A 13,838-nucleotide genomic window follows, 5' to 3' on the forward strand; every position below is an offset into this window, starting at 1 on the left:
ACCATGAAAGTTAACCTCCTCTCCTAGCTACAAACCACTATCAATGCGTTGCAAACTTCTGGTGGTCAATCCGCAACATGAGCAGGTATCTTACTTAGCGGTATCACCGTTTATTTTCACGTAGCTTAAAGAGAAGATCTAACTTTTCATCCTCATCAAGTTGCTCAAATAGACAAACCAATTCCGCACTAAGATCATCTTCGCAAAAAAAATAACTCAGCGGCTTTCCCAGTACATTGGCAAGTTTTCGCATTGTATCAATGTCTGGAACGTGGCGACCTCTCTCATAGTGATTCATGCGACCACTAGCAGAACTATCATCCATACCGGCCCTTACCCCAAGCTCCTTTTGGGATATACCTGCTTTTTTACGCGCCTGCTTGAGTCTCTCTGGGAATGGGTTTTTGTACAATGTTTGTTCATCACAAAGTTCTCATATGTATAGATTGTCTAAGTTTCACCTGTCTCTGTATACTTAGCAATCCTAAGTGTTGTGGTTGTGGAAATTTTATGCAGAATAAAAATGTTTACAAAATCAGTAACAAGTTTTATCAAGTTTTACTCAAAATGACTGGTCTAAAAATAAGCAGGAAAGAGCTGATACGATTGGCTATGGAGGTCAATGACTTGGCTGTGTATCAGGCATCAGGCTTGGTTGACCGCCATGTATATAGCTTGAAAAAACAGGATGCAGTGAAAGCTAATGGGCCAAAAAATAATCGGCATTATATTTTTTCAGATGATCTTCTGGGCAGTTTACAAGCATCAATCAAAGGCGATAATTATGATCTAGCAAGTGAGTTGAGGTCTCTGGAAGAAGAGCTTCTGTTGACTCGTTATGAGTTACAAGCCTACCGCGAGATACTTGAAAAACTACCTCAAGAGAAGCAAAAAATTACTTGTTTGCATAAAAATGCATCAGAAAAAATCTACCGGTTGAATGGGAAAATTAGAGCGGTAAGTCAATTGGTGATGATGTAATTAAAAGGTATAAATGAAAGAGGCGTTTTATCGAAAAGAAGCATACCTGAGTCGGCCATAGCGCAAGAAGCGATGCCGCCAACGGAAGGCGGTGGCCAATAGATACTGTGTTCCTAGGCGGCTTATTGATTTGAACAAATTATGTGCATTTTGTGCTGAGCTACTAATGAAAATACCTGCTGTTACGGCTCAACGATAAGGATGACCCGATGCAGAATCTTGTATTGAGGAAAGCAACGCATGAAGATATGGACGACATACTGCGTTTGCAAATTCCCGTGTTCAAGGGAGAGCAGGGGATCCCTGACGAATTGATCCCTATTCCAGCTGAAAAATCGCCACAATGGTGGTGTGCAATTATGAACTCCACAATTGTTGGTGCCGTTGCAGCCTGGAAATAATGCGATGAAACTCATTGGGGGCGATTTGCAACAATGCAAAATTTCAGAGGGTATCAAATAGGTTCTAGCTTGGCTCGGTTTTCACTGCACGAACTTTTCGCACAATCTGTAGATGAAATCCATATGGATGCAAGAGATATCATCGTTAAGACCTTAAACCGAATGGGTGGCTTAGTTGTGGGAGACTCAATGCCATTTTATCGAGGGACGGTGACACCCATGATATTAACCAGAAGTGGTTTAATATTTAATAGATAAAATACTGACGATACATGTATATATTTGAAAACACTATCCATAACTATAAATTAGAGTTGACACATAGATAGCATCATTTATTACCATCCTCAATGGGTGTATGCTTTTTTTCATCTAACTGTGCAGAAAATCCAAATATTAATGATTTCAGCCCGAAATGGAAGGCCATTTCAGCAGAGGTTCTCGCCTGAATATTAAATGCCTCTTGTAATAATGGTGGTGCAGCGTCTATCACATGATTATTTTCTATCTGGTTTGTTGCTTGCTCCTCTAATACTGCACCCAACGTAAAATGGCTGATAGATTGCAGAATGAAAAGAGCCTCCTCGACCGAAAACCCTGCATCGCATAGACAGCGTAGTTGCGCCTCTGCTTGTTCAAACTGGGGGGGCGTAGGAGAGGTCCCTATATGCAATCGGGCTCCATCACGATGGACCAGTAATGCTTTACGGAAACTCAGAGCATTTTCCTGGAGAAACTGCTGCCAACTCTCAGTCGGTAACGGTGCTGAACGGGTGTGATGCTTCGCCAGTATTGCCTCTGAAAGCATGTTCATAAGAGTCTGCTTGTTGCGCACGTGCCAATACAGAGTCGGTTGCTCAATTTTTAGGGACTGCGCCAGCTTACGCGTAGTCAAGCCCTCTAGCCCTTCGCTGTCCAGCAGGGTGAGCGCCATTGAAATTACGTCGTCCAAGCTTAGTCGTGCCATCACTATCTCCTTTTGCTGTTGACAATCTATCACTGATAGAGTTATTTTTCAAACCCTATCATCGATAGAGAACGTTAACTATGAACCGCACTGTGATGATGGCACTGGTCATCATTTTTTTAGATGCTATGGGGATTGGCATAATTATGCCTGTCTTGCCGGCGTTATTACGGGAGTTTGTTGGAAAGGCTAATGTTGCAGAGAACTACGGTGTTTTATTGGCGCTGTATGCAATGATGCAAGTGATTTTTGCCCCTCTTCTCGGCCGCTGGTCAGATCGCATAGGTCGTCGCCCTGTATTGTTACTTTCACTTTTAGGTGCAACACTGGACTACGCATTAATGGCAACAGCCAGCGTAGTGTGGGTGTTGTATTTGGGACGCTTAATTGCTGGTATTACCGGTGCGACTGGAGCTGTTGCAGCCTCAACAATTGCCGATGTCACACCTGAGGAATCCAGGACACATTGGTTTGGTATGATGGGTGCCTGTTTTGGTGGCGGTATGATTGCTGGACCAGTCATTGGTGGTTTTGCCGGTCAACTTTCGGTACAGGCACCGTTTATGTTCGCTGCTGCTATTAACGGGCTGGCATTTCTGGTCTCCCTATTCATTTTACATGAGACCCATAATGCTAATCAGGTTAGTGACGAGTTAAAGAATGAAACAATCAATGAAACCACATCCTCCATACGCGAGATGATCTCCCCATTATCGGGATTGTTAGTTGTCTTTTTCATCATTCAATTGATTGGCCAAATCCCCGCAACATTATGGGTTTTATTCGGAGAAGAGCGCTTCGCATGGGATGGCGTAATGGTCGGTGTTTCATTGGCTGTGTTCGGGCTGACACACGCACTGTTTCAAGGACTTGCTGCTGGTTTTATCGCTAAACATTTGGGAGAACGGAAAGCTATAGCGGTTGGCATTTTGGCTGACGGTTGTGGCCTATTTTTATTGGCGGTCATTACACAAAGCTGGATGGTTTGGCCGGTTTTGCTGTTACTAGCTTGTGGTGGCATCACACTTCCCGCCTTGCAGGGAATTATATCTGTTCGTGTCGGTCAGGTAGCACAGGGACAATTACAAGGGGTGCTGACCAGTTTGACCCACCTGACAGGTGTAATCGGTCCACTTGTTTTTGCATTTTTGTATAGTGCAACCCGCGAAACGTGGAATGGATGGGTATGGATAATTGGCTGCGGATTATATGTAGTTGCATTGATTATACTGAGGTTTTTCCATCCAGGTAGGGTAATCCACCCGATAAATAAGAGCGATGTACAGCAGAGAATTTGAGCAACAATGCTGTACAGCACCGTAAATTCTGGCGCCCTACTCGGTGGATAGAGGTGAGCTGGTAGGTGGGTCTGGGATTGCGATCCATTAATCATCCTTTGGCAGCAACCGAGATAGGCCCACTTGAGCCGGTAGTTCCCCGATGACCTCAATCTTCCAACCCGTCATATTGGCCCGACACATGTGATAATGGTGCGCGATGTTGGCCTGCGCTTGCAAGGCGTGACGGGCTTTATCTAGTGCCTCAGTTGCATTGATGCCAATGCGGTTTAGCAGGAGTTCAACGCGGGTCTCCAGTTGCCTGCGTTCATGGGGGGAGAGTACCCCGGCCATTACCTTTGGCGCTACGTAAAGGCGGGCGTCGTCTTGCGAAATAGTCTTCAAGACACCGCGAGCGTACTCATTGGCGAGAGTGACCTCCTGGGCCATGTATTTGTGCATGAGGTGACCCTCTTCGAGGCGCATGATCACCTCGTTGACGTTGTAGTGACTGTGTTCCTCCAGATAGTCACGGACAAGGAGCTTATGGGCCAGCGCGATGACATCAGCCCGCTCGATATCGTTAGTGAGCCGAAGGCGTAATTCGGTTGCGCTGGCTAATTTGCCCATCGCGGCAGAAAGCAGACGACCACGTTGCGCCTGACCGGGGGACTCATCGCGACCGATAACTCCGGTTGGCAGGAATTTATCGGCTATCTCGCGGCTGACGGTGACGCGAATGCGGCTATTTTCCACGGTGAGGGTTTGATGCTTCATGTTACTGCTCCTGAGTCTGTCCGATGCCCGCGCCCACGGGGCCATGCCTATCATAATTGCGAGAGGCCTTTCGTGGGTAATTACACTGACTTGACCACTTACTTTGCACCCAGCCTTTTTAGAGAAGGTTCTTATGGCTGGATTTGCATCAGTGGTTAGGGGTGACGGCCATTGCCGACCTTGGGATAGATGGGCGTAATGATGACCAGCATCCAGGGCCAGGGAAGCAGTTACTCTATTCAAGAGAGGAAAACTTCTTTACGGGTCTGGCGGCGTTTGCTGTTGAACTCGTAATCAGCGAAGGTCAATTGATGACTCACGTTGGAGTTCGTTCTTGGTACAAAAGAGACTCTGGTGGTACTATGTCAAGGCCTTGTAAGGTATTGATTTTTAAGGTTCTAGCCCTTCCGATCGCTCAGCTACGGGCACATCTTGCTACGCAAGAGCACGGAATAAGCCGTGGACAACGCTGCGCGTTGACGCACCGCTTATCTCCGCTTGTACCCGTAGTCGCTCCCCAAGGGAATCAATCTCCTCTCATTTCTTCAACAGATCACGCAGATAGCTGTTCCGGTTATGGGCATTGCTGGGCGCTTTGGTGATGGCTGCAAACTCAGCTGTGCTGCCCACGATATGGACCTCATGCTCGGCCCTGGTTATTGCGGTATAGAGCCAGGCCCTGTCAACGATCCTCCCCTTTTGCAGCGCGATGATGATGCGTGGGAACTGCGAACCCTGAGCTTTATGGAGTGTGATGCAGTAGCCCAGCCTCATACAGTCCAGCAGGGATTGGGTGACATACACGCTCTCGCCTGTGTCCAGTTCAACCACTCCGTAGTCATCTCCAGCCCCGACAGCGCGAGTTAGCGTTCCGAGCGAGCCATTTTGAATGCCTTTCTCGTAATTGTTCTGAGTGAAGAGGATCACATCTCCTTGGCGCAAATCGTTGCGGCGGTAGGTTTCGCCATACATCTCAAATATCATCCGAGCACCATCAGGGTTGACGGCCTCCTGAATAAGATTATTGATCTCCGCCACCATAGCGGTGGTCGCACCTACCACTCGGCTGTTCTCGGGGGATTGCTGATATAACTCGGCACAGACTTGGGCGATCCTCTCTTTGGATGTTTCGTGGAAATAGACGTTACCCATGCTCAAGTGCTCCGGTATGAGACCTTGATTGACCTGCATAGAGTATTCAGGAATGCCTGTGGCTCCCTTCTGGCGTTTAACGATGTCCAGGGTCACGTTCGCAATGGCCTGTGATGCAACGATATCGGCTAGCACCTTGCCACATCCTATCGGAGGTAGCTGGTTTGGGTCACCCGTGAATATGATCCGCACGGTGGGGTGCAGATGGTTGGTGAGCCGATACATGGTGGGCAGGTCGATCATGGATGCTTCATCGATTACCAGCAGATGGCTGGGAAACCCATCAGATGGTTCTATGGGCTCTTGCCGCAACAAGGCGGAAATGGTCATCGTCCTAAAGCCTATCGACTCGTATAGGCGCATTGCTGCGCGTCCAGAAAGGGCGACAGCATGCACCTCAAAGCCCATTTTGCCATAGGCCCGCAGTGCCGTTCTGAGCACTGTGGTTTTGCCAGTTCCTGCGCCCCCCGTGATGCAACTCACCGCATTGTTTAGCGCGGTGAGCACCGCTTCATTTTGCATCGCGGTCAATTCATAGGGCAGCTCATTAACCGCTGCGAGAAACGCAGCATTGGTGGACTCATCGTAACGATTTTGCTGTTTAGCAAGTTTCAACAGCCGCTTGGCAACAACAGTCTCCATCAGCAATTGTGCGGTAGGGTGATAGGTGCCTGCTTCATGGTTCAGCACATACTGGGCTTGGTGGTAACCAGCCTTGAATGCTTGTGCTGCCAACTCGCCGTCACCAAGCAATTTGGTCAGCAGGGGGCGAAGCCTGGCCTGCGTGGTGTAGGTGTGGCCTTTTTCCACTTCCGCGTGGATGGTGAACTCCAGGGCGGCACTCAGCCTCGTCGGATCTTTTAGTTCTACCTCAAACTTCGTTTGAGAAAGCGCATCCACGTCTTCAAACCCCATCCCGAAGCCGACCAGTAGGTAGGGATTCGCTTTGATTGCATCAACGGAGCTTTCGCCATGAAATTTCAAGATCCGCTGCTGAATGGGTGAGGGAATCCGACACTCTGCCATCCAATTGCAGTGGTTCAGATTTTTGTATTTTGCGTAGCCGTTGAACAGGGCATCAATAGATACATCACTCAGAATACCCTTGAGGCGCTCTCTGGACTCTGGTGTGTCGGTGCGCAGGGTGGCGTGAAATTGCTCACCGAGTAGTTGCCATAACGCCCTGGCTTTACCGAGGCCAATTCCCTTGAAATCAGGCTCCTTGGCAATGAACTGGATCAGCTGCTCACCTGTCTCCGGCAGGGTGCATATCACGTGCTCAGGTGATTCATAGGTATGTTGCTGCATCACAACATCACCAATCTCGACCCTCTCAATGAGAGGTTTGCCATGGACTGTCCATTGCTGGCCCTGTGACGGTTGTGCCGGAAGAGTGTCAGGCCGCGCTTTAATGGTCACATAGTATTTGCCATCCTTGATCTGGCTGGTCTCGTCATTAAGTGGTATTCCAGAGAAAATCACGTAGCTGGATGAGCTATATGGGATACTGGTAACACGAAATAGTTCGGAATGGAGAGATTGGTTCATCGTGGCAAGATCCCCATTTCGGCCAATGTCTCAGATAGCTCACCGAAGCGCTCCAGTCTGGCTTTTAGTTCCCTTAGCTGCGCTTTCAGTTCAATATTCTCCTGCTCCAATATTGATACACGTTTGGTATCAAGTAGGCGTCGATGAGTCGTAGGGTCGTATACCTTTGGATGAGCTACACTCGCTATGGCCTGAGCGGTGAGTGGCGGAAGCACCCCGTGTTCCCTAAGCTGGTCTTCCAATTTCTGCAATTGCCTACGAAGCTCAGGGTTCTGCACTAAGGCAGAGCGGCCACAGCCAATAGCTTTCGTGATTTCACTGCGGCTGAGGCTGCCCCTGTAACTTAATTGTCGATACGTCTCATCAGTCTGGGTTGCCATCCATAGTTCAAACGCCTGGACGGTTGCTTTGGCTTTTTCTGTACCACTCGCCATTATTGACCTCCTGTGCGGCGTTTAACTTCTATAAGCGGCTTTCCAAGCATATCCTGTAATTTTTTTAGCTCGGCACTATCTGTTGGAAAATTATCAATTGATGTCATTCTGACACCATGCATGTAAGCATTATATTGCCATACTATGAAACGCTGTTTGTATGCATCATTCAAACTATTTAATCTGGCTAATTCATTCTCTAAAAGAGCAACCTTTTTTATAAGATACTCAAGCGTTACATCACGCTCTTTGGTAGGCTCAGGTTGAGAAAAACGTTCTTTTAAAAATGTCTTTCTTCGCGAGTATGCATCTTGAATATCTTTGTAAGAGGATAATGATTGACGTTGGACGCCACCTTTAACATCAATCATTATGGCAACTTTTTGACAGAGCAAGTCCCAAGTTAACTTTCCTTCCCAAGTATTAATTAGACCTAGTATATTAGGCAGGTTTTTTTCTGTGATAACTATTTTAGGCATAACAAATCACCCATAATATTAAACGCTTTAGAATCGATAGAGTCAGGCGATTGAACTTCAATATTAAGCCCCTTCTCTAAAAGAACAACCTTGGCTGGCGAGGGATCATATACATCAGGAATACGAATGGGGGTGCCATCAAGAACATTTTCATCCTCTAATAGCCGGATCTTTGTTCTAATATGAGCAAGTCGCCAACCGTGTGAGCTAACCCAGCGGTCAGCACCAAAGGCCCCCATTTTATGGCTTTGCTGTGCTTTTTCGAGTTGAGCTGCCACTTGAACTTCTCGTACTTTCAACAGCTCCAATGAGCTACTGAAGCCTTTGATACAGACCAATTCTTTGCAGGTTTCACAGTCACCGTTTCGCTGACATGGAATCATGGCAAAATCATGTTCACACACGCCTAGCTCTGTTACTATCGCTGCACCAGTAAGGTTCTTTCCGATTTCCTCGAAACTAATTGGAAGGTTACATTTTATTTTTTCCAACGTGTTTGCATTTTCAGGGATAGTAATAACTGCAATTGCATTGGACTTTTCTTCTTCTGTGCGATGATCATAGCTGGCATTATCAGCAACTCTTGCTCTCCCTGCCCAGTTTGCAAGCGTCAACTCATCCATCCCACCCCGTTCAGCTTTGGTACTGAGCCAATGCCTAGCTTGATGGGATGTTATATCGGGTTGTGAGCCATCCTCTCGTAATATGTTATGTTTCTTCCAAAGGTGGACTCCTTTTCTGGCCTCAGACCTAGAAATCCTTGCATTAATTATGTTCACCGTAGGTAAAACAAACGAGTGTTGAATAACATCATGTTCCGCATGTAACTCACGGTCTCTATATAGTAACAAAGCCTCTGAGGCCTTAACTTTTTTTGCGTTATCAACAAAAGGCCAGTTAACCAATTTACTGATATACACCATACTCCCATTGTTATCTGGATGCGTTTCTGCATACATCGCAGCCTCCCGTGCAGGCATGCTAATTTTTTTCAATCGTTCGATAGCTTCCAAAGCTACATCTTGCATGACAGTAGGAACCCATTTAATCCCTTCGTTGCCATTTTTGGCAGGCACCCAACGTATTCCAAGTTTAAGTTCTCCGCTGCGATTCTCCTCCCATACAGTACAATCTATAGGCAATGAGAATAACTCAGAGCATCGGGATGGTGCTTGCATGAGCAATGCTATTGCAGAAGTAAAATATTCTGCTTCAATACCTAATGAAGGTGCGTCATGAAATAACTTAGCAAATAACATCATATCCTCTTCTGAGGGCAATTTATTTTTACGATGTTCTTTTCCATTCTCGTCAAGTTGAATAGTTAAATCTTTTACTTTTTGATATGGATTTGACCACCCAGGAAGACTCGGTGTTATAAAGTTGTCACGGCAGAAATTAAGAAGAAGCTCCATTTGATAGCCCGCTTTATTTCGACCTGCCAGATTTGATATGCGTCTATTAAAAATATCGCCTAGCCTTTCTAAAACTAGGCCATCGAGCATCAGAATATCTGCTTTATGTTTTGATAGAATCAATGCTTCTTCAAGTATTCGAATAGCTTCGAAATGTCTGTGAAGAGTTGTTATGGGTTTTAATGCGTAAATGTAGCGAATGTATGCTTTTGCAAAATCAATAAATGGTGCACCTAGGGGAGAGAAACTATAGGAAGTTGATGGCTCTAAATTTGTGGAGAAACGGGCAACAACACGGCGAGTATTGTGAAAAGTGTGCCATAAATTATGATCCCAGCAATCTTCACCGAAAACAGTTAATTTGTTTTTGCTACTTTGAATGAATTTTTCTAGATTTGCTTCTGAATTCAGTTCTATCGCAGGCTTAAAATGGAAAATGTTACTGTCCACTGACTATCCTCATGCTCGTTGTTGTTTCAGTTCAAAGCATTTCTGCACAACCCATTCAACTGCTAAAATTAGCCTATCTTTTGTTGCCGCGTACTCTTCACTTTTTGTCGTTTTCAACCTTACCTCTTTCTCTGCATATAGATGGGATAAGAATTTCTCGTGAGGAGCATCTAATAATGGTCTAAATTTTTCACAAGTGTAACAACTTTCATACCCCTTAACGCAAAAGTCATTGGTGCCGCATGCTCCTACGATATCGTTATCCTTGTTTGGTATGCGAGCAGCAAGGTCATGTCCTCGCTCACCCTGCTCTAAGTCAACGATAATGCGACCTAGGAATGCATTAGCAAAGGGGGCCAGTTGTTTGCCAATGGCCTTGTCAATATAGGTCACGGTATCTGCGGTATTTTCCGTATAGACCTTAACGTTTTGTGTATCGTTGTGATCCAATGCCTCCGCTATGATCAACGGCCCCAAACCTTTTCGACCAAGGTTTGTTCCTCTTGTATGACGAAACCGCCTAGCCGTTATATGAATATAGTCCCCAGTTCTTTCAGAAATAGCTTTTTGTTTTCTTTGGAAATTTTTTAGCAGGTGTTCTCTTAGATCTGTTGATGACATATTTAAAATGTCAGTATCTAATAAATCATCAGTCAAAGATGTTTTTTTAACCGCTAACTCAAAAACCATTGCCCAATCAATAAATAATGGGATTTTTGTTGCTTGAGAAGCAGTCAGTTTTATTGAGAGTTTTGATTCAAACTTCTCTGTTTCATCTCTAATTAAATTACGCAACGTTAGATAGAGCTCTTCCGTAATGGGGAATTTTTTAAAAGAGAAACGAAACCCACCACCACGCTGCTTTGCTCTAGGTATATTGAGGTAAAAATTTGTCACATTCTTACTATGATCATGTTCTTTAAATAAATCAGCAGCCTTTATTTGTCGTAACTGTGTGGGGCGTCTAGCAGTAGCCTGCAATAAACTCACATATGCATAGCATTGAAATGAGATATAGTTATTCCTGAATAAACGAATAAGTTCATGATTTAATGCAAGTACCTCATTGCTAGTAAAGGCACCTGTTTCAGGGCAACGATTAGCGACAGACACTCCTTTCTTGTTTCCTGATAGAGTTAGTATTTCGAGTGTTTTCACCATCTCTGTTGTTACACCATAATATCCATATTCATTCCAGCTAATAAGAAAACCACGGAGTGCACCTAAGTACCATTCATTGTTTTTATCAAGCATCGCTCGCCAATTGAGCAATACATCCTCATCTAGATTTTTGAATTTAGTGTCTCGCAATAGTCGTTGAAAGCGTAGATACATATTTGATGTATGGTGTGCTGATTGTTCTTCAGCATAGGTTGCTAGTGTTTTTTTAAATCCATCCAGCAGTTTTGGTTCCATAGATAAAACATCCGGCATGAATGCAATGCTGACATCTTTATTCAACATCCAGTATTCTGAGTGAAAGTCAAAGCTGTATCCATCTTTTGATACTAATTTTTTTGAGCTGAATGTTGATGGGAGATCGTCATTTTCTTCCTCAATGTAATCATATTTATTCATTCATATCCTCTATTTTTTTGAGATTCAATAATTAGTCTCTGTAATTCTTCTTGCTCTTCAAGCACTAGCTTGTTTGTCTTATTGCGAATATGGCGTTCAACATATGGTTTGGCAGAGCTCTCTGATGTGTGCCCCATTTGATACATTCGGCTTTTTGCTTCTTCACTAGATGAAATAAAATTACGGTTACTGTTTGGGTCTTTAGATAGATCATTGTTTTTGTCAATTATTTCGGAGAACCACTGGTTCCAGTTATGCCTAAAATAATGTGGGTGGATCGATTTGAACCGCTCATCCACAGATTTCATTGTTGGCACGATGATACTGTCAAATGTGCTGGTCGATATTGGCTGTCCTTGAGTTTTCCCCTTCCTATGTGTAACAAACAAGTATGGATGCTTGTTCGCGTTCGGAGTCTTTGCCCGTATGTTTATGATGTAGTCATCAATGAGTGCCGCAGTTTCATCTCTAATTCGCAACATTCTTTCTTTCGTCTTTGCTACAGGCTGATTTTTGCGAGGATCATATATGTCATCATGGTGGCGTTTTACCCATATGAATTTTTGGGGGCCGTGAAGCATTAGAAAGTTCGATTCAATAGATAGTGAGAGTAACTCACCTCTTCGTATGCCTAGTTCTTTTAAAAGTAAAAACATAAGATGATTTCGCTTTTTTGTCGAAGCGTGTTTGAACGGATTTTTTGGGTGGTCAAATTGTGCCACAGCCATAAATTCCTCAATTAATCCATCTGGCAAGTCTTTACCATCTAGTTTATCTAAAACATTCTTACCTTTGCCTTTAGGGCGAACAGCAAGTATGCGCTTATTCATACTGTTAATTTCTGTGAGCAGTTTAGTGCTATTACAGTTCTGTACAGCTACTCTAGCAATGAAATCTAAATAACTTGCAATAGCTGTCACACGATTGTAAATGTTATTACGTCCCACTGTGGGGGTGACACTGATTAGTCTTGGGGTGTTAAATAAATCAATGACCTTATCTCTGGTTTTTTTGCTTTTAGCTAAGCCTTTGAAATGAGAAATATCATGACTGAGATGTTCTCTGATGTTGTCAATGTCAGTGTCGCTAAGAAACTTACCTTTCTGAAACTCAGAGAACAGGTCTCTGTGTTTATTTTCTTCCCATTGAAGAAACCACTTTAATGCACCTAGGCGATTTGAAATGGTATTCACCGACAAGCTGCTACGAAGTTTTGTTGTCACCCAGAGGGTTGCAAGAAAATGAGGCATACCATCATTGCCCATTAAGACTGGATAACGTTCACCATTTGCAAAAATCAATCTATCTAGCTTGTACACTGTGCATCCTAATCTTACATTTTCCTCATACATAAAGTTATAGTGCTGAAAATCGCGATGGCAAGTGAAATGCAAAAATAAAAAAACCCAGCATTTCTGCTGGGTTGCTTTGCACTCAAGATGGTGAAAGTGATTTATTCTTACACTTTCATCTTTTACAAGATCTAGAACGGAAGGGCAGGAACTTTTCAGTGTAACTGCCACTGTGTGTGTGAGTTGGTTGAGTGCAAGGCAAGTAACCACAGGATCTATCCACCTTGAAATCTCACCAACATGTCCTTAAATCGCATTAAACCTATCATTAATGTAGTTCGTGTCAACATTTGATGCGTTTACGATAAAAAAGTTTACACAAATTGTCGAACGTACTCCTCAGCTTATAGAGATGATACTACACCAGTTCTGATGTCTCGGGGCTGTGGAGTTGCAATCCTTAACGTCAACTCCCCCTCCCTCAACTGCGTGTCACCCGATCTCTTGGTCTGCTACCAGGCGCGGGTCGAAGACACCCAGCTGAACCGAAAAGCAAGTGAACGCATGAGAGAAAGTCAGTGGAGCGCGGAATGACCTATGACTGTGTGGGTTGGAAAGTAACAGACTGCCGCTTGGTTTAACTCTACCGTGCAATAGCCGCTGTAATCACCCTACTACACGTCTTCACCATCAGGCTTACCTCAGAGTCATGGCCTACTGGATTGGTACATGCTATCAGAGCTTTGTCGCCCATGGGGTAAAGCAATGACAGTTCAAACAATAGTCAAGGGAAAAGATGAGTCCAGATGTTAGTTCTAATTGAATCTTGATGAAGATCAAAACCTGGAAACAGATATATATATTTTTTTACGAAAATATTGTAGTAGATCTTTTTCTATTCAGCCTTGCGAGAGATTTGCTAATGCTAGAAGGAAATCAAGAGTCCATCGAATTGATAAGGGCGGCGTTTTTCAAGATAGTTGTCGCGTAACCCTGTTTTAAGCCGCTTGTTTTTCTTCTGGTTCTGACCGCTCTGGGTTCAGCATCACGGCTCCTATCGGTGTCCAGTTTCGTGTGTTCCCACTCC

At 44.5% G+C, this 13,838-nt stretch carries 12 protein-coding genes and 1 pseudogene; 3 read left to right on the forward strand and 10 right to left on the reverse strand.

Going from position 1 to position 13,838, the window contains the following annotated elements:
- Positions 1–103: 103 nt before the first annotated feature.
- The gene (locus tag AAHA41_RS17350; RefSeq protein ID WP_047440196.1) at positions 104–412 is read right to left on the reverse strand and encodes a helix-turn-helix transcriptional regulator; all 309 of its coding nucleotides are present in this window, start codon (positions 410–412) and stop codon (positions 104–106) included.
- Between the two features lie 98 nt (positions 413–510).
- On the opposite strand from AAHA41_RS17350, the gene AAHA41_RS17355 reads away from it, so the two are divergent.
- Together AAHA41_RS17355 and AAHA41_RS17360 are read left to right on the forward strand one after the other, a co-directional pair.
- On the forward strand, positions 511–981 hold the full coding sequence (locus AAHA41_RS17355) for a hypothetical protein (RefSeq protein ID WP_017780886.1): 471 nt from the start codon (positions 511–513) through the stop codon (positions 979–981).
- A 209-nt stretch (positions 982–1,190) separates the two neighbouring features.
- A complete protein-coding gene (locus AAHA41_RS17360) occupies positions 1,191–1,382 on the forward strand; it encodes a hypothetical protein (protein ID WP_017780887.1) in 192 nt (63 codons plus the stop codon).
- 331 nt (positions 1,383–1,713) lie between these two features.
- Here the strand turns inward: AAHA41_RS17360 and tetR are convergent, their stop codons facing one another.
- A complete protein-coding gene (gene tetR, locus AAHA41_RS17365; protein ID WP_017780888.1) occupies positions 1,714–2,349 on the reverse strand; it encodes a tetracycline resistance transcriptional repressor TetR in 636 nt (211 codons plus the stop codon).
- Positions 2,350–2,429: 80 nt separating this feature from the next.
- Between tetR and tet(E) the strand changes: the two genes are divergently transcribed.
- Positions 2,430–3,647 carry a tetracycline efflux MFS transporter Tet(E) gene (tet(E), locus tag AAHA41_RS17370; protein ID WP_017780889.1) on the forward strand — a complete coding sequence of 406 codons (1,218 nt, stop codon included), beginning with the start codon at positions 2,430–2,432 and terminating at the stop codon, positions 3,645–3,647.
- An 87-nt stretch (positions 3,648–3,734) separates the two neighbouring features.
- Here tet(E) and AAHA41_RS17375 read toward each other — a convergent pair whose 3' ends face one another.
- From AAHA41_RS17375 to AAHA41_RS17410, 8 genes and pseudogenes are all read right to left on the reverse strand, one after another.
- A complete protein-coding gene (locus AAHA41_RS17375; protein WP_017780890.1) occupies positions 3,735–4,403 on the reverse strand; it encodes a hypothetical protein in 669 nt (222 codons plus the stop codon).
- A gap of 158 nt (positions 4,404–4,561) precedes the next feature.
- Positions 4,562–4,723 (reverse strand): annotated as a pseudogene (locus AAHA41_RS17380) (IS5/IS1182 family transposase); the annotation flags it as partial.
- A 217-nt stretch (positions 4,724–4,940) separates the two neighbouring features.
- Complete coding sequence (locus AAHA41_RS17385) at positions 4,941–7,103, reverse strand: AAA family ATPase (RefSeq protein WP_025202554.1); 2,163 nt, start codon at positions 7,101–7,103, stop codon at positions 4,941–4,943.
- Entirely contained in the window at positions 7,100–7,537 is a 438-nt protein-coding gene (locus AAHA41_RS17390; protein ID WP_025202555.1) for a VPA1267 family protein, read from the reverse strand. Before AAHA41_RS17390 ends, AAHA41_RS17385 begins: the two co-directional genes overlap by 4 nt.
- Complete coding sequence (locus tag AAHA41_RS17395; protein WP_049866848.1) at positions 7,537–8,016, reverse strand: hypothetical protein; 480 nt, start codon at positions 8,014–8,016, stop codon at positions 7,537–7,539. The genes AAHA41_RS17390 and AAHA41_RS17395 overlap by 1 nt, the downstream gene beginning before the upstream one ends.
- A complete protein-coding gene (locus tag AAHA41_RS17400; protein ID WP_041207315.1) occupies positions 8,004–9,881 on the reverse strand; it encodes an integrase in 1,878 nt (625 codons plus the stop codon). Before AAHA41_RS17400 ends, AAHA41_RS17395 begins: the two co-directional genes overlap by 13 nt.
- Positions 9,882–9,890: 9 nt before the next feature.
- Positions 9,891–11,459 carry a site-specific integrase gene (locus AAHA41_RS17405; protein ID WP_171269322.1) on the reverse strand — a complete coding sequence of 523 codons (1,569 nt, stop codon included), beginning with the start codon at positions 11,457–11,459 and terminating at the stop codon, positions 9,891–9,893.
- Positions 11,456–12,778, reverse strand: coding sequence for a site-specific integrase (locus tag AAHA41_RS17410; protein WP_041207317.1), 1,323 nt, complete (start codon positions 12,776–12,778; stop codon positions 11,456–11,458). Before AAHA41_RS17410 ends, AAHA41_RS17405 begins: the two co-directional genes overlap by 4 nt.
- Between the last annotated feature and the right edge of the window lie 1,060 nt (positions 12,779–13,838).

Source organism: Aeromonas sp. SER, assembly GCF_038739615.1.
Lineage (GTDB): Bacteria > Pseudomonadota > Gammaproteobacteria > Enterobacterales > Aeromonadaceae > Aeromonas > Aeromonas jandaei.